This is a genomic window from Variovorax sp. N23, assembly GCF_025486315.1.
GTDB lineage: Bacteria > Pseudomonadota > Gammaproteobacteria > Burkholderiales > Burkholderiaceae_C > Variovorax.
On the sequence record NZ_JAOOPY010000010.1, the window covers coordinates 127,868 to 146,874 of the forward strand.

Annotated in this window: 16 protein-coding genes and 1 pseudogene; 5 read left to right on the top strand and 12 right to left on the bottom strand. The window is 64.8% G+C overall.

Annotation, left to right across the window (positions count from 1 at the left end; translation table 11 throughout):
- Positions 1 to 130: 130 nt before the first annotated feature.
- The 5 genes from N8A90_RS16350 to N8A90_RS16370 all read right to left on the bottom strand — a co-directional run bounded on the left by N8A90_RS16350 (position 131) and on the right by N8A90_RS16370 (position 5,139).
- Positions 131 to 1,342 (bottom strand): ABC transporter substrate-binding protein, encoded by a 1,212-nt coding sequence (locus tag N8A90_RS16350; RefSeq protein ID WP_262076028.1) that lies wholly within the window; start codon positions 1,340 to 1,342, stop codon positions 131 to 133.
- 180 nt (positions 1,343 to 1,522) lie between these two features.
- Complete coding sequence (locus N8A90_RS16355) at positions 1,523 to 2,404, bottom strand: DMT family transporter (RefSeq protein ID WP_262076029.1); 882 nt, start codon at positions 2,402 to 2,404, stop codon at positions 1,523 to 1,525.
- A 37-nt stretch (positions 2,405 to 2,441) separates the two neighbouring features.
- A complete protein-coding gene (locus N8A90_RS16360; RefSeq protein ID WP_262076030.1) occupies positions 2,442 to 3,359 on the bottom strand; it encodes an EamA family transporter in 918 nt (305 codons plus the stop codon).
- Positions 3,359 to 4,759, bottom strand: a complete 1,401-nt coding sequence (locus N8A90_RS16365) for an NAD(P)/FAD-dependent oxidoreductase (RefSeq protein WP_262076031.1) — start codon at positions 4,757 to 4,759, stop codon at positions 3,359 to 3,361. The genes N8A90_RS16360 and N8A90_RS16365 overlap by 1 nt, the downstream gene beginning before the upstream one ends.
- Before the next feature lie 14 nt (positions 4,760 to 4,773).
- Entirely contained in the window at positions 4,774 to 5,139 is a 366-nt protein-coding gene (locus N8A90_RS16370) for a nuclear transport factor 2 family protein (protein WP_262076085.1), read from the bottom strand.
- 238 nt (positions 5,140 to 5,377) lie between these two features.
- Between N8A90_RS16370 and N8A90_RS16375 the strand changes: the two genes are divergently transcribed.
- Complete coding sequence (locus N8A90_RS16375; protein WP_262076032.1) at positions 5,378 to 6,904, top strand: PLP-dependent aminotransferase family protein; 1,527 nt, start codon at positions 5,378 to 5,380, stop codon at positions 6,902 to 6,904.
- 96 nt (positions 6,905 to 7,000) lie between these two features.
- On the opposite strand, the gene N8A90_RS16380 is transcribed toward N8A90_RS16375, so the two are convergent.
- Both N8A90_RS16380 and N8A90_RS16385 read right to left on the bottom strand, forming a co-directional pair.
- Entirely contained in the window at positions 7,001 to 8,320 is a 1,320-nt protein-coding gene (locus tag N8A90_RS16380; protein ID WP_262076033.1) for an McrC family protein, read from the bottom strand.
- A 15-nt stretch (positions 8,321 to 8,335) separates the two neighbouring features.
- Positions 8,336 to 10,756, bottom strand: coding sequence for an McrB family protein (locus N8A90_RS16385; protein ID WP_262076034.1), 2,421 nt, complete (start codon positions 10,754 to 10,756; stop codon positions 8,336 to 8,338).
- A gap of 189 nt (positions 10,757 to 10,945) precedes the next feature.
- Between N8A90_RS16385 and N8A90_RS16390 the strand changes: the two genes are divergently transcribed.
- Positions 10,946 to 11,335 carry a VOC family protein gene (locus N8A90_RS16390; RefSeq protein ID WP_262076035.1) on the top strand — a complete coding sequence of 130 codons (390 nt, stop codon included), beginning with the start codon at positions 10,946 to 10,948 and terminating at the stop codon, positions 11,333 to 11,335.
- Between the two features lie 19 nt (positions 11,336 to 11,354).
- Here the strand turns inward: N8A90_RS16390 and N8A90_RS16395 are convergent, their stop codons facing one another.
- The 5 genes and pseudogenes from N8A90_RS16395 to N8A90_RS25410 all read right to left on the bottom strand — a co-directional run.
- Positions 11,355 to 12,134, bottom strand: coding sequence for a TerC family protein (locus N8A90_RS16395; RefSeq protein WP_262076036.1), 780 nt, complete (start codon positions 12,132 to 12,134; stop codon positions 11,355 to 11,357).
- 94 nt (positions 12,135 to 12,228) lie between these two features.
- Positions 12,229 to 13,110, bottom strand: a complete 882-nt coding sequence (locus N8A90_RS16400; protein ID WP_410087693.1) for an ABC transporter permease subunit — start codon at positions 13,108 to 13,110, stop codon at positions 12,229 to 12,231.
- Positions 13,103 to 13,891 carry a taurine ABC transporter ATP-binding protein gene (locus N8A90_RS16405; protein ID WP_262076037.1) on the bottom strand — a complete coding sequence of 263 codons (789 nt, stop codon included), beginning with the start codon at positions 13,889 to 13,891 and terminating at the stop codon, positions 13,103 to 13,105. The genes N8A90_RS16400 and N8A90_RS16405 overlap by 8 nt, the downstream gene beginning before the upstream one ends.
- 29 nt (positions 13,892 to 13,920) lie before the next feature.
- Entirely contained in the window at positions 13,921 to 14,916 is a 996-nt protein-coding gene (gene tauA / locus N8A90_RS16410; protein ID WP_410087694.1) for a taurine ABC transporter substrate-binding protein, read from the bottom strand.
- A gap of 190 nt (positions 14,917 to 15,106) precedes the next feature.
- Positions 15,107 to 15,323, bottom strand: a pseudogene (locus tag N8A90_RS25410) (hypothetical protein); the annotation flags it as partial.
- A 203-nt stretch (positions 15,324 to 15,526) separates the two neighbouring features.
- Between N8A90_RS25410 and mgrA the strand changes: the two are divergent.
- The 3 genes from mgrA (at position 15,527) to N8A90_RS16430 (ending at position 18,970) form a co-directional block, all read left to right on the top strand.
- On the top strand, positions 15,527 to 16,570 hold the full coding sequence (gene mgrA, locus N8A90_RS16420; protein WP_262076039.1) for an L-glyceraldehyde 3-phosphate reductase: 1,044 nt from the start codon (positions 15,527 to 15,529) through the stop codon (positions 16,568 to 16,570).
- Positions 16,571 to 16,769: 199 nt separating this feature from the next.
- A complete protein-coding gene (locus N8A90_RS16425; protein WP_262076040.1) occupies positions 16,770 to 17,942 on the top strand; it encodes a porin in 1,173 nt (390 codons plus the stop codon).
- Between the two features lie 173 nt (positions 17,943 to 18,115).
- A complete protein-coding gene (locus N8A90_RS16430; protein WP_262076041.1) occupies positions 18,116 to 18,970 on the top strand; it encodes a TauD/TfdA dioxygenase family protein in 855 nt (284 codons plus the stop codon).
- The last annotated feature ends 37 nt before the right edge of the window (positions 18,971 to 19,007 follow it).

A 19,007-nucleotide genomic window follows, 5' to 3' on the forward strand; every position in this document is an offset into this window, starting at 1 on the left:
TCCTGACGGCCGTTGAACGATTCGGTTTGTTCGTGGAACACCGCGGAACCGGCTTTGCCGGGCCGCTGGTGTTGCCCCCGGAAGGGGGAAGGCGAAGCGACACGAAGTGCGCAAAGCCCCGGGGGAGAGCCTATTTCAGCGGGCAGTTGGCAGCGTAGGTGTCGCCGTAGTTGGTCAACAAGGTGCTCACCGTCTTGTTCGTGATCTTGCCTTGCGCGTTCTTGCCGATCACGCGCAGGTAGAAGTTCTCGATGGGGTAGTGGTTGTTCGCGTACTTGAAGCTGCCGCGCGTCGATGCGTAGTTGGCCTTCTTCAGCGCGGCGATCACGGCTTCGCGGTTCTGCGCGTTGCCGCCGGCCTGCTTCACGGCGGCGTCCATCGCCAGGATCACGTCGTAGGCCTGGGCGGCGTACAGCGAGGGGTAGCGGCCGTTGTATTCCTTCTTGAAGGCTTCGACGAAGGCCTTGTTGGCCGGGTTGTCCAGGTCGTGCGCCCAATGCGAGGTGTTGAACAGGCCCAGCATCGGCTCGCCCACGGCGCCGATCACGTCCTCGTCGGCCGAGAAGCCGCTGGTGACCAGCGTGATGTCCTTCGACAGGCCCGCACCCACGAACTGTTTGATGAAGTTGATGCCCATCGCGCCGGGCAGGAAGAAGTAGATCGAGTCGGGCTTGGCCGCGCGGATCTGCGCGAGTTCGGCGGCGTAGTCGATCTGGCCGAGCTTGGTGTAGAGCTCGTCGGCCACCTGGCCCTTGAACTGGCGCTTGACGCCGCCCAGCGCGTCCTTGCCGGCGGGGTAGTTCGGGGCGATCAGCACCATCTTCTTGAAGCCGCGTTCCTGCGCGAACTTGCCGGCAGCTTCGTGGAACTGGTCGTTCTGGTAGGCCGTGCCGAAGAAGTAGGCATTGCACTGGGCGCCGGCGAACTGGCTGGGGCCGGCGTTGGACGACAGGTAGGGCACCTTGGCGGCGAACAGCGTCGGGCCGACGGCCAGCGCGATGTTCGAGCCGATCGGGCCCGAGAACAGGTCGATCTTGTCGCGCTGAATCATGCGGTCGACCAGTTGCTTGGCCTGGTCGGGGCTGCCGGCCATGTCGGCCTGGACGAATTCCACCGGCTGGCCGCCCAGCTTGCCGCCCAGCTGCTTGATGCCCAGCGCGAAGCCGTCACGCGCCTCGGCGCCCAGCGCGGCGAAGGGGCCGGAGATGTCGAGCGCCAGGCCCACCTTCACAGGGGCGGCCAGCGCCGCGCCGGCCACGCCGAAGGCGGACGCGAGCATCAGGGAGCGCAGCGTGCGGGACAGGGCGGTCGCGACGGGTGGCTTGGTGGACTTCGAGCGCATTGGGAAGACTCCGGTTAGGTCAGGTTGGCACCACTTCGATGCATGTGCCCCGGCATTGTGCGGGCCACTTCATTCATAGGTAAATACTTTATGTCTGAAGCATCTGGTGTCAATCGGGCTTGCACGAACAGTGCCAGCCCGAATACCTGCTAGGCCGCCGGTCCGCCCCCGTGGGTGCGCTCAGCGCGTGCGCGCCGGCGCCAGCACCGCCGCGATCGCCACCACCATCAGCACCACGGCGGCCCAGTCCTGCCAGTGCAGCACCTCGCCCAGCCAGACCGCGCCGCTGAAGACGCCGAGCACCGGGATCAGCATCACGCTCAGCGTCGAGGCGATGGGCGGCAGCCCGCGGGCCAGCGAGAACCAGGCCGCATGCGCGAAGCCGAAGATCAGCGCCGCGTTGTAGAGGACGGCGCCCCAGGTCACGGTGCCGGGCATCTTCCACTGCGGCCGCTCGAACAACGCGCCCAGTACCGTGATCACGACGGCGGTGAGCGCGGTCATCCAGAACGAGATGGTCAGCGTGGGCACCGCCATCGTCGTGCGGCGCAGCAGCTGCGTGCCCAGCGCCCAGGTCGCCGCGGCCAGCAGCGCCAGCGCCATGTAGCCGGGCTTGCCGGCCATCCCGACGAGTTCGTGCCACAGCAGCAGCGCGACGCCCAAAGCCGCGGCGCCCACGCCCATCCAGGCGCGCGCGCTCAGGCGGTTGGAGAAGAGCCATGCGCCGATTACGGCCGAGAAGATCGGCATGGTGTAGCCGAGGATGGCCGAGCGCCCGCTCGACAGCTCCTTGACCGCCAGCATCATGCAGGCGTGCCAGACGAACATGTTGGTGGCCGCCAGCCACAGCAGCTCCGGCCAGTGGCGGCGCGGCACGCGGAAGGGCACCTTCATCGCCACCAGCGCCAGGCCGAGCACCGGCAGGCCGAGCCACAGCGACAGCGCGCGGAAGCTCAGCGGCGGAAAGTCCGTCACGCCCAGCTTCATCACCGGCCAGTTGAGGCCCCACACCAGCGTGAGGGGAACGAGCAGCGCGAGCTGGCGGCGGGTCAATGTCTCCATGGGCGCGAATTGTGGCGGGTGGCGCGCCGGCGCGCTGTCAGCCCCGGCGCCACCGCCCGCCGAACATCACGACGGCCAGCGCCATCACCACGCACGCGCTGCCGGCCCATTGCCAACCCGACACCGTCTCGCCCAGCGCGAGCATGCCTGCCGCGAGCCCGATCACCGGCACGCCCAGGCTGAAGGGCGCGACCCGGTTGGCGGCGTGGCGCTTGAGCAGCCAGGTCCACATCGCGTAGGCCGCGATGGTCGCGAACCAGCCGAGGTAGGCCACACCGGCCCAGGCGCCGAAGCTCGCGTGGGTCCATTGCCAGCGCGTGGCGGCGGGCTCGAAGCACCACGCCATCACCGCGAAGGGCAGGATCGGCACCAGCGACATCCACACCACGAAGCCCAGCGGGTCGTAGCCCGGCTGCGACTGCTGGGCGCGCCGCACGATGATGTTCGACACCGCCCACATCGCAGCGGCGCCCAGGTTCAGCAGCAGGCTCAGCAGCGTGATGCCCCCGCTGGCGCCGCCAAGGTTCAGCGCGAAGCAGGCCAGCCCTGCCGCGGCAAGCACCAGCCCTGCGCGCAGCGGCCCGTTGAGCCGCTCGTGCAGCAGCACCATACCCAGCAGCGTGGTGAAGAACACCTGCGTCTGCATCAGCACCGAGGCCAGGGCGGCCGTCATGCCCACCTGTAGCGCCACGAACAGCAGGCCGAACTGCCCGAGCTGCGCCAGCCCGGCCGGCAGCAGCCAGCGCCATGACAGCTTGGGCTTCTTGATGAAGAACAGCAGCGGCAGCACCGCGAACACGTAGCGGAAGGTGCCGAGCTGGAAGGGCGTGAAGTCGCGCAGCGAGAACTTCATCGCCACGAAGTTGAGGCCCCAGATGACGACGACGCCGAGTGCGGCGAGGAGGTCGAGGCCCATCAGGGGCGCTTGTGAATTCGCCGATGGCTGTGCGCTCATCAGAGCACTTCGTCGCGCAGTTGGTACCAGCGGTACAGCATGCGCTGGCCGAAACGGCGAAAGGGCGCGGCCCACTCGCCCTGGGCCGGGAACGGCAAGGGACTGTCGTAGATGGGGAGGTCGAACATCGCGTCATCATGCCCCGCCATGCGCTGCGCCAGCCGCCTTCCCGCATGCGCCGAGAACGACACGCCGTTGCCGCCGTAGCCCAGCGCATAGAACACGCTCTGCTTCGCGTCGGGCTGCACGATGCGCGGCATCATGTCGTGTGCCACATCGACCCAGCCCCACCACGAGTAGTCGATCTGGATGCCCTTGAGCGCCGGGAACTTGCGCTCGAGGCCGTCGACCAGCAGCCGGTAGTGCACGTCGCGGTGCGCGTCGGCGCCGGTGATGGCGCTGCGGCTGCCGATCTGCACGCGCCGGTCGGGCAGCAGGCGGTAGTAGAAGCGCAGCGTGCGCGTGTCGGTGATGGCTTCGTGCGTGAGGAAGTTGGTCGCCTTCAGCTCCGCGTCGGTGAGCGGCCGCGTGACGATCGAGTTCGACAGCACCGGGAACAGGCGGTTCTTCAACGTCGGGTGCAGGCCGGGTGCGGTGTACGCGCCGGTGGCAATGCCCACCGCGCGGGCGCGCACCGTGCCGCCGGGCGTCTTCAGGTGATGCACGCCGTTCTTCGTCTCCCAGCCGATCACCGGGCTCGACGGGTGCACGCGGGCGCCGCCGGCGCGTGCGCGCTTCAGGTAGCTGTAGGCCAGCTTGAGCGGGTGCACGCAGATGCCCTCGGGCTCGTGCATGGCGCCGTGCGCGTCGCGGTCGTCGCAGTAGCGGCTGCGCACTTCGTCGGCGCTGAGCATGCGCGCGTCGTAGCCGAAGTGGTCGCGCATCACGCGCGTCTCGTTCTCGAGGAAGGCCATCTTCTTCGCGCGGTGCGCGATGTACAGGTGTCCGCCACCCTGCGGCTCGCAGTCGGACGTGGCGACCAGGTCCTTGAAGGTCTGGAAGCCGTAGCGGATCTCGGCGTCGAGCCGCTTGGCCGTGGCCAGGCCCCAGCGCTCGATCCACTGCGAGCGGTACAGCCGCCCGCTGGCGTTCTGGCCCTGCCCGCCGTTGCGGCTGGTGCAGCCCCAGGCCACGCGGTTGGCTTCGAGCACCACCGCCTTGATGCCGTGTTCCTCCGCGAGAAACAGTGCCGTCGCGAGGCCCGTGAAGCCCGAGCCGATGATGACCACGTCGGCATCGACATCGCCCGCCACCGGGCCGTCGTCGTCGGGCGCGGGGCCGGCGGTGGCGGCCCAGTAGGTGGGGGCGTAGTCGAGGTTGTGGCCGGGTCCGTCGGACACCAGCGGGTCGTAGGCCGGGTCGTAGGGCGCGAAGAGTTCGCGGGGCGTGGTGATGCTCATGGCGGTGTCCGGGGTCAGAGCGGCGGCAGGGCGGGGCGGGCCTTGCGGAACACGTTCTTGACGAGGATCTTCCCGTCCTTGAAGGTGAAGAGGTCGACGCCGTCGGACTCGCTGCGCGTGCCGTCGAGCGCCGTGCCGGTGAAGGTCCATTCGGACAGGCCGCGGTCGCCCATCACCAGGTGCTTGCCGTTGCGCCACTGCGCATCGGGGAAGTTCTTCCACGCCGATGCGAAGGCGGCGGACACGGCCTCGTGCCCGGTGTGGCGCGTGCCGAAAGCCTCGGGGCCGGCGGCGGTGTCGAACACGCAGTCGGCGTGCATGAAGGACATCAGCGCGGGCAGGTCGTGGCGGTTCCACGCGTCGGAAAACGCAGCGAGCATGTCGGTGGTGACGGCAGGGGTGGCGGTGGTCAAGAGGCTTCCTTGGCGGGGGCGGATCGGTGTGGCGAACGGCACGCAAACTGCGTCTGTGTGCGGGTGAGCAAAGGTTAAGCTCCGCCCCTTCTGCCCCATAGAGCCAGTCCGCCCCCATCGTGAAAGCCAGACCCGCCACCGCATGCACCATCGACGTCCGCGCGCCCTTTTCGGGTGCGTGCCGACGCGCGGAGCGATCGGCGGCATGAGCGCGTTGCCGCCCGCGTCGAGCCCGCTGTGGGCCCAGCTCTTCATGCTCGACGACAACACCCGCCTGCCGCTGCAAGCGCGGCTGCGGCTCAAGGTGGTGCAGGTCATCCTCGACGGCCGGCTGGCCCCCGGTGCGGCGCTGCCGTCGTCGCGCGACCTCGCACAGGCGCTGGGCCTGAGCCGCAACACCGTGACCGCCGTGTACCAGCAGCTGGTGGACGAGGCCTACCTCGAAGCGCGCCCGCGCTCGGGCGTGTTCGTGCGCCAGGGCGCACGACCCGCCACCATCGGCGACCCCGCGCGCATCGTCGACCCCTTCAGCCGCGAAGGCGCCGCGAGCGGCACGCCGACGCAATGGCACACGCGCGTGCTGCGCTCGCTGACCGACCAGCCCACCCTGTCGAAGCCCGACCGCTGGCGCGAGGTGCCCTACCCCTTCGTCTACGGCACGCACGACGCGCAGCTGTTTCCCACCGAAGACTTCCGCGAATGCTGCGTGCGCAGCCTCGCGCGCTCGCAGTTGCCCCACTGGACGCCCGACTTCGAGACCGACGATGTGCCCGACCTCATCGAGCAGATCCGCACGCGCCTGCTGCCCAAGCGCGGCGTGTTCGCGCGGCCCGAAGAGATCTTGGTCACCGTCGGCGCGCAGCACGCCTGCTACCTCATCGCCGAGGCCCTGTTCGACCGCCACACGCGCGTCGGCTTCGAGGAGCCCGGCTACCCGCATGCGCGCAACACCTTCTCGCTGCGCACGTCGCAGATCATCGGCGTGCCGGTCGACGAGCAGGGGCTGGTGGTCGAATCGCTGCCCGCGCTCGACTACGTCTTCGTCACGCCGTCGCACCAGAGCCCGACCACGCACACGCTGAGCCTGGAGCGCCGCCAGTGGCTGCTGCGCAAGGCCGCGCTGCAGGACTTCGTCGTCATCGAAGACGACTACGAGGCCGAGAACCTCTACGCCGGCGAACCCACGCCCGCCCTCAAGAGCCTGGACAAGACCGGCCGCGTGATCTACATCGGCTCACTCAGCAAGAGCCTCTCGCCCGCCATGCGGCTCGGCTTCATCGTGGCGCAGAAGGAACTGGTGAGCGAACTGCGCGTGCTGCGCCACGCCATGGTGCGGCACCCCAGCGCCTTCCTGCAGCATGCGTATGCGCTGTTCCTCTCGCTCGGCCACCACGACTCGCACGCGCGCCGCGTGAACCAGGTGCTGGCACAGCGCATGGACGCCGCCATGAAGGCGCTGGCCGAACACATCCCCGAATTCGAATGCACGCCCGCGCAGGGCGGCGCGTCGCTGTGGGTGAAGACGCCCGATTGGTTGGATGGCGGTGAGCTGGCCGTGCGGGCGCGTGAGCATGGCGTGCTCATCGAACCCGGCGACGTGTTCTTCGCCCAGCCGCCGCGGCCGTGTCCGTATTTCAGGTTGAGGCTGTCGTCGATCGATGTGGGACAAATCGAGGCGGGGGTTCGGGCGTTGCGGGAGGCGGTGCGGGGGATGGGGCGGGAGCGGGGATAGGCTGGGTCTGCATCAGGCGGCGGATTCAACTGGTCGATGCCACTCGATCTACGGCGCGTGGTGTTTGCAAGGTCGGGGTCGATCGGCTTGGCAGCCTCAGAGTGAAAAATCGTCCACGAACGACGCGTCGTCGGGCACAGAAAGACGTCGCGATTTCAAGCAGAACGGCAATACCCAAAGCTGCAGATCACCGCCATCGGGGAACTTGAATACAGGTAGTGGCCGAGCGAACGAGTCGGTCTTCGGAAAAATCAATACCAGGTCGCCCCGGCCGTCGAGATAGCTTCGACCATAGGCCTGCAGTTGATAGAAATCTTCCTGCGATAGCCCGTATTTGTCCGTGCCGTTCGACTTGAGTCCGTCCAGGAGCTTCCACTTGGTATCCAGAACCAGTTTGTTCTTGCCGGTGTCGCGTACCAGAAGATCAGGTTTCATCCTGAACCAGTTCTGCTCGAGATGATGGACAAGATGATGATCGCTCGCTTGCGTTTTCAACTGGAGCGGCCGGGCCAGTTGCCTCGACAGATTCCTGGCGACGAAGGCTTCGAATACGGCTTCCATCGGAAACAGCAACGACGGCGCACGGTGCTTGCCCTTGCCTGTCAATGGCGACTGCTCTTCGAGGATGATTCTGGACCAGGCCAACGCATCTGCGTAGTGCCCCATGCCTCGATCCAGACGCACGCGTTGAAAGTCGATCCTAGGTTGCGCGGAAAGCGGAATATCCGCAAACACGAACCCAAGTTCACGCGCAAACTGTTGGTTGACCTGCGATCTCGACAGCGCGAGTACGCGCCGCAACGCCGAATGCAATAGGCGGTTCTCCGGCCTGTCGATCGAAAACTCGTCGTGCTCGGTGAAGAACCGATCGGCGCGAAACAGGTTCTGTCGCAAATGCGACGCCACCACCAGCCTGCCCCTCAGGGCAAACAGATTTGCCTGCCTGCTGGAATAGTTGCTCCGCAATCCGCGTTTGACGACCCGCTCAACAGAGCCGAGAAACTCCGCGATGAAGACCTCCCACAATGGCATGCGAGTTGCCGAAATCCTGGCGCTGTCCGTCTTGATGTGCCGGAATTCTCTCAGGCAGCCCAGCATCTCGATCAAGAGTTGGCGCGCTTCCACGGCACCCCCATCAAGCATCTTGCCAACCTTGGGTAGCACCTCGATCTGGTAGCCGCCCGGCGCGTTGATCACGCCCACAAAGCTCTTGACCTGCACGACACGCTGGCCCCGGCGCTGCGCGAGTCGCAGCCAAGTCGACCCGCCTTCGTCGGCCGCTCGCCGGCATTCATCTTCCAGCCACCCATAGACGTTTGGCGGAATGCTATGCAAGCCGTCGACGACGCTGACCTTGGTGTCCTCCGGGTTTTCAGCCGCCAGGGCGTCGAACTCGTAGATCGTGATGCCTTCCACCGATTTCTCCAGCACTCAGGTCGGCATGGTTTGGTAAACGCCAATGTAGGCGTTCGGATTCGAGAACGCAGCTTCCTGTACGCCGTAGCGGCGCCTGATTGAGTAGCTTTCCATTCCATGATTTCCGCCGAACAGACGTGCCAGGTCATCTTCGTGATCATCGCTCTCGGAAACGAATTGAGCTGCCTCTTGCTTCTGGTTATCTCCTAGCACAAGCCGAATCTTCTGCCAGTCTTCGAAGAAATATTCTTCCAGCAACGGAAGGATTCGAATCCTGAATACCTGTTGCAACGCGACCAACCGTTCATCTCCGTCAGGGATTCTGGCAAGCGGTGTGAAGTAGGCATGACCAATGCAATGGTCGCGATCGAAAAGCATCTGGATGCGCTGGTTGATCGCGTCCAGCATCCGGGGCACGTGAATCGACTGGCCGCCGATGTTGACTCGCAAACCCGCCAGCGGCGCACCTGGCTCGTCGCGCGCATCCGGCATGACCGAAACGAACTCGAAACGTCGCCGCAATGCGGTATCGAGAAGTGCAAGTGATCGGTCTGCGGTGTTCATCGTGCCGATGATGTCGACATTGGCTGGGACTGAGAAGTGGTCCCCGGAATAGGGGAGCGTCACATGCAGGGCGTTTTCGGCGCCGTCCCGCTTGTCCGGTTCGATCAACGTGATCAGTTCGCCGAAGATTTTGCTGATGTTGCCTCTGTTGATCTCGTCGATCACCATGGCGAACTGCTGTCCGGGAGCCGACCTTGCTCGGCGGCACAGGTCCTTGAAGACACCTGGGCGGATTTCATACTGGACGTCGCCGGTCTCCATCTCTCCTTCCAGTACGGGCCTCAAGCCCTCGACGAAATCTTCGTACCCGTAGGACTGGTGGAAGGTCACGAAGTGATAGCGCTGGATGCTTTGGCTAGCGGGTGGTCCGGCCTTGTAGTCGCTTGCGAGCTTCTTTAGGTCTGCGCCTGCCTGATCCCAGTCGCCAGTTAAAAACCAGGTCGAATCCTTGTTCTTGTCGAACACGGCAGGCGCCATGCGCTTGCTCATCTTCACGGTGCTCGACTCCAGAATGGAGTGGTATTGCAATGCTCCCCACAACGTATTGCGTGGCGTCTTGTTCGCACTCTTGGTGGCGGCGATCGCCTTCATGAATGGATGTGCAAGCATGGCATCGACTTCTGCGGTACCGCCCAGGTCGAACAGCGTTGCCGCGGCACCCTCCCACCATGTCAGTCTTGCGATGGATTGAGCAATGAACTGACCGCGCCATTCCTCCTCAGATAAGGAAGATGTGGCCTGCTCGTACTGGCGCTTCAGCAGTCTCGACAGTTCGTAGGTTTTGCCGGTGCCGGGTGGACCGTAGTAGATGCGGTTGACAGGATGCCTTGCCAAATCTTCATCGCTTGCTTCATCCTCAATGGACAGCTCGTCGGGCGGTTCGTCGTAAAGCTCGTCGCGTTCCTCGCCGGTTTCGACAGGGTCGTCACGCAGTTGATCGGGCCAAAGACCCGGCCGCTCGGCCTCCAGCACCAGCCAGTCGTCAAGTGAGTCTCCTTCTTTCGACAAGCCGATTTCGATTTGCGCCACCAATGCAGGCGTCAGCGTTGCACGATTGAGCTTTGTCACTGGATCCAATGCGCGGGTCCAGGACAAGGTACGGTTCCGCGTGCCTCTGATCACGCCAAGTACGCCTGTGGCGCGCTCCCTGCCCGGATCTTTCCGCCCGAAGCGCACCTGAATGTCTTTACTCATGTGCCACCAATCCAGACCGGCATCGTGAACGGCACGTGCCAAGCGGCAGAAGAGCGCAGTGTCTTCCGGTGACCACGACGCACGGAAAGTCTGGAACGCGGGTTTGCTGTCGAAGTGTTTGAGCAAATCCTGATCGCTGATGGCCTTGCGAAGGTCGAGCTTGGAAACGACGTCCTCATAGCGAAGCTCGAAGCCTTGAATGGCTTTGACAGTCCATTCCATTAATTCTACGAACGACATGTTCAGTCCTTCGGGCACTGACAGAGTCGCCCTAAAAGGCGATTTCGGGTACTGCTGACTGAGATCGTCGTATCTTTTGCGCAGATCTGGATCACTTTTCGAGAGGTTATTGATGACGTCGATCTTGACGGTGAAACCATCAACGTCTATTCCGACGGTATACGCCAACTCCCGCGGAGCATCGGCCGAAGGGTAGATTCTTCCCCAGTTATACGGGATGAATCTCTTCTGCCATTGATCGGTCGGTTTTCGGACTGTCTTGTTGCTGCCCATCGGAAAGAAGGACTGTTGAACCGCTTCGGCCCATCGCTTCGTTACGTCGAACGCTTCATAGAGTTTTTCGTAGACCGTCTTCTGCTCCGGAATGGACTTGTTGTAGGTCGTCCCTTTCCATTTATTAAGCAGATCGAAATGGCTACTCGTGAAATAGTCCGTCATCGCGCTCAAACTCCTTCGACATCAGTTTCATGTTTATTTTGGTCATGGTACGAGAAACTTCGCCGTTGCCTCGTGCGGTCGGCGCCATGCCTTTCGCCATCGCAAGAGTCGTCAACACGATTAGACCGCGTGCGTTCGCGTCGCCACACCAGACGGCCATCGCCTGATGGTCGGGGAGATACTGCCGCCATGATCGACCACACGGGCATCCACGTCTCGGACCTGTCGCGCAGCAAGCGCTTCTACGAACCCGTACTCGCAACCCTGGGCCATGTGCCCCGGCGCGACCTGGGCGATGCCGTCGGCTATGGCAAGGCGGCGCCGGGGCCGTTCGATGATCCGGCCGGTGAGTTCTGGCTCACCGAAGGCACACCGCTCGTGCCCCGAAGCCACGTCGCTTTTCGCGCACGAAACAGGGAGAGCGTGGATGCGTTCTATCGCGCCGCACTGGCGGCCGGCGGCACGGACAACGGCGCGCCCGGCCTGCGTCTGGTCTACCACCCGCACTACTACGCCTGCTTCGTGCTGGACCCCGACGGCTACAACGTCGAGGCGGTCTGCCACGCGCCCCCGGGCTGAATGCCCGCGTGGCGCGCGGTCAGGCCGACCGGCTCTTGGCGCGCCGCGACAGCATGTTGAGCACTTCGACCAGCGTGGAGAAGGCCATCGCGGCGTAGATGTAGCCCTTGGGCACATGCACGCCGAAGCCGTCCGCGATCAGCACGGCGCCGATCATCAGCAGGAACCCGAGCGCGAGCATCACGACGGTCGGGTTGTGGTGGATGAAGTTGGCCAGCGGCTCGGCGGCGATCAGCATGACGGTGACGGCCGCGATCACGGCGATCACCATCACGGCCAGGTTGTCGGTCATGCCGACGGCCGTGAGGATGGAGTCCACGGAAAACACCATGTCCAGCAGCACGATCTGGACCAGCACCGACGAGAACGCGATCGATGCGGCGGCGCCGGCACCGGCCGTTCCCGCCGTGGGCGGCGGATCGACGTGGTGGTGGATTTCCTTCGTGGCCTTCCAGATCAGGAAGAGGCCGCCGGCGATCAGGATCAGGTCCCGCCACGAGAACAGGGTTTCGAAGCTCGGCGCCCCGTTGGCGTCCAGCGTGCCATTCAGGCCGAGATCGAAGACCGGCGCCGTGAGCCCGACCAGCCACGCGATCATCGACAGCAGGCCGAGCCGCATGATCAGCGCGAGCCCGATGCCGATGCGGCGTGCCCGCATGCGCTGGTGCGCCGGCAGCTTGTTCGACAGGATCGAGATGAAGATCAGGTTGTCGATGCCGAGGACGACTTCCATGATCACCAGGGCGACCAGCGCCGCCCAGGCGGTCGGGTCGGAGAACAGGGCTTGGAGGCTTTGCACGTTGTTCGGGCAGAGTGGAAATGGCCGGATGATGCCCGCTGCCACGGCCGCCTTTGGCGATGTCCGGTCTTCGACCAGGCCCTTCGGCGGCGGGCTACATCCGCCCCTTCCACGGCACCACCCTGCGCTCGACCCATCGCATCAGCAGGTCGAACAGATAGGCCACCACGCCGATCACGATGATCCCCATGATCACGATGTCGGTGCGCAGGAAGTTCGATGCGTTCAGCACCATCTGGCCCAGGCCGACGTTGGCGGCGACCATCTCGGCGGCGACCAGCGTGGTCCAGCCGAAGCCGATGGCGATGCGCATGCCGATCAGGATGTCGGGCATGGCCGAGGGCAGGATGACGTGGCGGATCACCTGCAGGTAGCTCGCGCCCATCGAGTACGCGGCGTTGATCTGCTCCTGCGACGCGCTGCGCATGCCCGAGCGCGCGGCGAGCGCCAGCGGTGCGAAGCAGCTCAAAAAGATCAGCAGCACCTTGGGCACTTCGTCGATGCCGAACCAGATGATGATCAGCGGCAGGTAGGCCAGCGGCGGCAGCGGCCGGTAGAACTCCAGCGGCGGGTCGAAGATGCCGCGCACCGTGCGCGACATGCCCATCGCGATGCCGATGGGAATCGCCGTCACGCAGGCCAGCACGAAGGCCGAGAACACGCGCAGCATGCTCGCGAGGAAGTGCTGCCACAGCGGCTTGTCGTTGGCCTGGCCGGTGAGGTATTCGTAGAACTGCTGGAACACGGCCTGCGGTGTGGGCAGGAAGATCGGCTTGACCAGCCCGAGGTTGGTCACGCCGAACCACACGGCGATGAGCACGGCCACGGTCAGCACGCTGATGCCCGCGCTGTTGCCCTCACCGGGCACCTTGAAGCGCGTGGTCTTGGGGGTGGCGGTGGTGGCCGGTGTCACAGGTGCAGCGGGCGCCGATGCAGGCATGGCCGCGGCGGGTGCGTCGATGGCGATGTCAGGCATGGGCGGCCTCGCGCTGGTGAATGATGGCGAGCACTTCCTCGCGCATGCGGATGAAGGCCGGCTCCGACTTGACCTTGCGCGCGTCGCCGTGCGCCAGGAACTGCCGCGAGAAGGGCACGTCGTCGTAGACATGCGAGATGCGGCCGGGGCTCGGGCTCATCACGATCAGCCGCGTGCCGAGGAACAGCGCCTCTTCGACCGAGTGCGTGATGAAGAAGACCATCTTGTTCGACTGGTTCCACGCGTGCAGAAGAATCTCCTGCACCGTCTCGCGGGTGAAGGCGTCGAGCGCGCCCATGGGTTCGTCCATGAGCAGCACGGCCGGGTCGCTGGCGAGCGCACGGGCGATGCCCACGCGCTGCTGCATGCCGCCCGACAGCTCGTACACCGCGCGGTCGGCGTACTTCTCGAGGCCGACCAGCGCGAGCTTCTGTTCGGCGATGGCGTCGCGCGTGGGCTTGTCCATGCCGGCGAGCCGCAGGCCCAGCGCCACGTTGTCGCGCACGTTCAACCAAGGCATCAGCGCATGCTTCTGAAAGACCACGCCGCGGTCGGCGCCGGGGCCGGTCACGGGCTGGCCGTCGAGCAGCACCTGCCCGCTCGATGGCGGCAGGAAGCCCGCGATGCAGTTGAGCAGCGTGCTCTTGCCGCAGCCCGATGCACCGAGCGCGACGACGAAGTCGCCGTCGTGCATCGTCAGGTTCACAGGCGCCAGCGCCTGCAGCGAGCCGCCCTTGACGGCGTAGTGGACCTCGAGGTCGCGGATGTCGAGCGTGGGCATGGCGTGCCTTGATTGCGGGTGGATGCGGGCTACTTCGCCATCGCCTTCTGCACGTAGGCCGTGGTCACGAACGCGCTGTAGTCGGGCTTGACCTCCTGCACGCGGCCCTGTTCCTTCAGGAAGGCCGCGGTGTTGGCCATGGCCTTGGCCGCACCGCCGCCCAGCCAGGCCGGCGACACCTGCTCGGCCAGCGTGGGGAAGGTGTACAGCGCCATGGCCGGTCCGACGTCGGCCGGGTTGGCCTTGGTCCACTTGGCCATCGCCTTGGTCTGCGGCGAGTCGGCCGTCCAGCTTTTGCCCGAGGCCTTGTACTCGTCGTTGGCGCGGTTCAGCGCCTTCACGAAAGCGACCATGAAGGGCTCGTTGGCGGCGGCCCATTGCTTGTTGACGATGATGCCCTCGAAGGTCGGCGCGCCCTTCTTGCCGATGCTGCCCGACGTGGCGATCACCTTGCCGTTGGTCTTGATCTTCGAGAGCACCGGGTCCCAGATGAAGGTGGCGTCGATGTCGCCGCGCTCCCAGGCGGCGGCGATCTCGGGTGGCCGCATGTTCATCACGTTGACGTCGCGGCCGGCCACGCCGTCCATCTTCATCGCGGCCATCAACTGGTAGTGCGCGGTCGAGACGAAGGGCGTCGCCACCTTCTTGCCCTTCAAGTCCTTCAGGCTGGTGATGTTGCTGCCGTTGCGCGCCACCAGGGCCTCGGCGTCGGCGATGTCGGCCGAGATCCAGAACAGCTGGATGTCCTGGCCCTGGCTGGCCGCGGCGGTCAGCGGGCTGGAGCCGGCTTCGCCCATCTGCACGTCGCCCGAGGCCATGGCGCGGATCACGTCGCCGCCGCCCGAGAACATGCGCCAGTTGATCTTGTAGCCCGTGGCCTTCTCGACCTCGCCCGATTCCATGACCAGGCGCAGCGGCACCAGCATGTCCTGGTGGGCAAAGGTCAGTTCCTTGGTTTGCGCCGCGGCCGCGCCGCTCAACAGGCAGGCCGCGAAGGCCATCGACAGATAGGGGATGAATTTCATGGGAGCTCCTGAGATCGACATCTGGAATGCAGCATCTCCACGATGCCGCGCCGATGCCGACTGTGCAGGCAAGCCCCGCGCCCGGTAAGTGCCAGCGCCCCGTCGCGTTTGGGGCCAGTGCCGGCCGCCGCGCTTTCGTTCTGGTGCGTGGCCGGCCGGTCGCACTCAGGCGGTGCGCATCATTCTGGCGCTCGATGAGCCAGTCGGCGGCCTTGATGGACGTCGAGGTTGTGCTCGATCAGCACGATGGTGTTGCCCGCGTCGAGCAGCGTGTGCAGCTTGCGCTCGATGGTCGGCACCGCCTTCAGGAATTCATGCGCGGCCTCGACCGTCATCTTGAGGATCTGCGCGATGTTCTTGCCCTTGTACTGGACTTCGAGCGTCTCGCGGTTGTAGCGCTGGCCGTGCCGACGCGGTCACGCTGTCGCCCTTCATGGTTTCGATTCGGCGCGCCCTATCTGACGCATGCGGGCAAGGGCGCCTTCATGGCTGTGCCGCACCAGCAATCCGGGCGGTGCCGTGGTGCAAAAAACCGGACGCACTGGAACAAGAAGTGCGGGGGCATTGCGCGTAACTTTGCTACTTCCATAGAACCTGAACAGAACACAGCATGACCTACGTTGCCGCGCCCGAGCGCTACCAGCAGATGCAATACCGCCACACCGGCCGCAGCGGGCTCAAGCTGCCCGTGCTGTCGCTGGGCCTCTGGCACAACTTCGGTGACACCACGCCTTTCGAGCGCCAGCGCGACATGTTGCGCACCGCATTCGACCTGGGCATCACGCACTTCGACCTGGCCAACAACTACGGCCCGCCCTTCGGCAGCGCCGAGCGCAACTTCGGCCGCCACCTGAAGGAAGACTTCAAGGCGCACCGCGACGAGCTGGTGATCTCGACCAAGGCCGGCTGGAGCATGTGGCAGGGCCCGTACGGGCGTGGCGGCGGTTCGCGCAAGCACATCCTCGCCAGCCTCGGCCAGTCGCTCAGCCGCCTGGGGCTCGACTACGTCGATATCTTCTATTCGCACCGCTTCGACGCCGACACGCCGCTGGAGGAAACCGCTGCGGCGTACGCCAGCGCTGTGCAGCAGGGCAAGGCGCTGTACGTCGGCATTTCGTCGTACTCGGCCAACAAGACGCGCGAATTCGCACGTCTGCTGGCCGCACACCAGGTGCCGCTGCTGATCCACCAACCGGCCTACAACATGCTCAACCGCTGGATCGAGTCGGAGCTGACCGGCACGCTCGAGACGCTGGGCGCCGGCTGCATCGCCTTCACGCCGTTGGCGCAGGGCCTCTTGACTGACAAGTACCTGAGCGGCATTCCGGCCGATGCACGGATCAATCAGCCGGGTGGCGATTCGCTGCCGGCCTCGCACCTGAGCGAGCGCAACCTGGCCGCGGTGCGCATGCTCAACGAGCTGGCGCAGGGCCGCGGCCAGACGCTCGCGCAGATGGCAGTGGCGTGGATCCTGCGGGACCCGCGCATGACTTCCGTGCTCATCGGCGCCAGCAGCGCCCGACAGATCCGCGAAAACGTCAAGGCGCTGGAGCGCCTCGATTTCACCGCAGAGGAATTGGCCAAGATCGATCGTCACCTGATCGATGGCGGCGTGAATCTCTGGGAAAAGCCCTCGACGGATCAGCGGATCTGAGCTCTGGCGACATGTCGCCCGGATGAAGGACTTGATCGCAAATGAACCAGGAACCGCCAAAAGACGCCAATGCGGTTATCTGCAAGTTCCTTAACATTCTCGAACAAGAAGGAGTGCAGTGCTCTGAAATAACCTGAAAGAACTGATGCGGCATGTGGGAAGTAATTCCAATTGTCTGTCGGAGCTGCGTTTTCCCACGTTGAAAGCGCAAGGTTCTTCATCTCGGAACACTGAGGATATTGAAATGATCAAGCGTTGTCTTTGGGGTGCGATCGCCGCCTTGTCCTTGTCGGCCAATGCGCAGAGTTCGGTCACCATCTACGGCATCATCGATGCGGGCATCACCTATATCGACAATCAGGGCGGCGGGAAGCAATACAAATTCGCCGACGGCGTCAATTACGGAAATCGGCTCGGATTTCGCGGCGCGGAAGACCTGGGCGGCGGCTTGCGTGCGCTGTTCAACCTCGAAATGGGCTTCAACCTGCGCAACGGAACCCTGGCCCAGGGCGGTCGCGGCTTCGGCCGGCAATCGTGGGTCGGGCTGGAAAGCGCCTCGCTCGGCACTGTGACCATGGGCCGCCAGTACGACTTCGTGCGGGACTATCTCACCCAGTTCAACTACGGCGGCTTCGCGAGCGTCTACGCCGGCCACCAGGGCGATTACGACCGTATTTCCGGCAAGCAGATGGACAACACCGTCAAGTACGTGACGCCCAGTTTCGGTGGTTTCACGGCGGGCGCGATGTTCGCGTTCGGCGAGCAGATCGACGCCTTCAACACCAAGACGGCCTTCAGCCTAGGCAGTGGCTACAAGAACGGCCCGCTGAGCGTCGGCGCCGCCTATGTGCGGCTCAACGACACCAACGTCTATCCCTACGCGCAGACCGGCGTGTTCTCGTTCATGGGGGTTCCCGCGGCGGTCGCCGATCCCGCAACGAACACCGTGACCGATCTCTACGGGACGACGGGTTCGGGCTTCCTCGTGGACAAGCAGGAAATCGCCGGCATCGGCATCAGCTACAACTTCGAGAAGTTCCTGCTCGCGGCCAACACCACGGCCACCAAGTTCACCAAGGGCGACAACAGCACGACACAGCACGTGTACGAGCTCGGCGGGATGTATTTCCTGGGAGGCCCGTGGGCGCTCGTCGGCGGCTACCAGCACGTGACCATGGCCGACGACAGGTGGAACCAATACACCGGTGCGGTGCGCTACAGCCTGTCCAAGCGCACGACGATCTATGCATCGGCGTCCTATCTGCATGCGTCGTCGAATGTCGATGCCTCGCAAGGCGCCGGCTTCTACACGCTGCCCTCGAACGACAACTCGCAGACGACCTACCGCGTCGCGCTGGTCCATACCTTCTGACGACGAGGAGGGGAGCGCACATGAATCCATCGATGCTGCTGCGCTACTGGTGGCTTTGCCTGTTTCGAGCGGTCGAGCATGTTCCGCCTGGCCGGCATGTGACTTGCAGCCCCGTCGGTGCACCTCGCTGCCGGACGCCCCCCCTTTTCTGAACGAATGCCCGAGAGAATCCCATGACCATCGCAGAGACCCTTTCCATCCGCAAACTCAAGGACAACTACGGCGCCGAAGTGCTCGGCGTCGACGTGTCCGCCGGCGACGTCGACACGCTGCAGGAGGTGGTCAACACCTTCAACCTGCACGGCGCCGTGCTGCTGCGCGGCCAGTCGCTCACGCCCGAGCAACTGGTGAACTTCGCGCGCGCCTTCGGCGAGCCCGAAGACCACACCATCCAGGAGCACACGATGCCGGGCTTCCCGGAGATCTACATGCTCTCCAACCGCGAAGTCAACGGAAAGCCGATCGGCAGCCACCGCGACGGCGTGGGCTGGCACACCGACTTTTCGTACAAGGAGAAGCCGGTGATGTGCACGATGCTCTACGCGGTCGAAGTGCCGGCCGAGGGTGGCGACACGCTGCTGGCCGACATGTGCGCGGCCTACGACGCGCTGCCCGAAGCCAAGCGCGCCGAGCTCGACGGCCTGAAGGTGCACCACAGCTACGAGCATCTGATGACCACGCGGCTCTACGCCAAGCGGGAACTCTCGCCCGAACTCAAGGCCGAGAACCCCGACGTGATCCATCCGCTGATCCGCACGCACCCGGCCAACGGCCGCAAGGCGCTGTGGCCCAGCAGCGGCACCGTCAAGGGTGTGATCGGCATGGAGAACCCCGCGGGCGTCGACCTGGTCGATTCGCTGGTCGAGTACGGCACGCAGGATCAGTTCGTCTACCGCCACAAGTGGCAGGTCGGCGACCTGCTGGTCTGGGACAACCGCTGCTCGCTGCACACGGGCTCGCTGTTCGACGACAAGAAATACATCCGCGAAGCGCACCGCCTCTGGGTCAAGGGCGATCGCCCCTTCTGACCTGCTCCATCGCAACCTCCGCCGTGCTCGTCACGCC

Coding starts and splice junctions, on each gene's coding strand:
- N8A90_RS16365 (WP_262076031.1), bottom strand. CDS start 4,759: ATGAGCATCACCACGCCCCGCGAACTCTTCGCGCCCTACGACCCGGCC.
- tauA (WP_410087694.1), bottom strand. CDS start 14,916: ATGAAATTCATCCCCTATCTGTCGATGGCCTTCGCGGCCTGCCTGTTG.
- N8A90_RS16375 (WP_262076032.1), top strand. CDS start 5,378: ATGAGCGCGTTGCCGCCCGCGTCGAGCCCGCTGTGGGCCCAGCTCTTC.
- N8A90_RS16370 (WP_262076085.1), bottom strand. CDS start 5,139: ATGCTCGCTGCGTTTTCCGACGCGTGGAACCGCCACGACCTGCCCGCG.
- N8A90_RS16430 (WP_262076041.1), top strand. CDS start 18,116: ATGACCATCGCAGAGACCCTTTCCATCCGCAAACTCAAGGACAACTAC.
- N8A90_RS16385 (WP_262076034.1), bottom strand. CDS start 10,756: ATGACGGACTATTTCACGAGTAGCCATTTCGATCTGCTTAATAAATGG.
- N8A90_RS16390 (WP_262076035.1), top strand. CDS start 10,946: ATGATCGACCACACGGGCATCCACGTCTCGGACCTGTCGCGCAGCAAG.
- N8A90_RS16400 (WP_410087693.1), bottom strand. CDS start 13,110: ATGCCTGACATCGCCATCGACGCACCCGCCGCGGCCATGCCTGCATCG.
- N8A90_RS16355 (WP_262076029.1), bottom strand. CDS start 2,404: ATGGAGACATTGACCCGCCGCCAGCTCGCGCTGCTCGTTCCCCTCACG.
- mgrA (WP_262076039.1), top strand. CDS start 15,527: ATGACCTACGTTGCCGCGCCCGAGCGCTACCAGCAGATGCAATACCGC.
- N8A90_RS16360 (WP_262076030.1), bottom strand. CDS start 3,359: ATGAGCGCACAGCCATCGGCGAATTCACAAGCGCCCCTGATGGGCCTC.
- N8A90_RS16350 (WP_262076028.1), bottom strand. CDS start 1,342: ATGCGCTCGAAGTCCACCAAGCCACCCGTCGCGACCGCCCTGTCCCGC.
- N8A90_RS16405 (WP_262076037.1), bottom strand. CDS start 13,891: ATGCCCACGCTCGACATCCGCGACCTCGAGGTCCACTACGCCGTCAAG.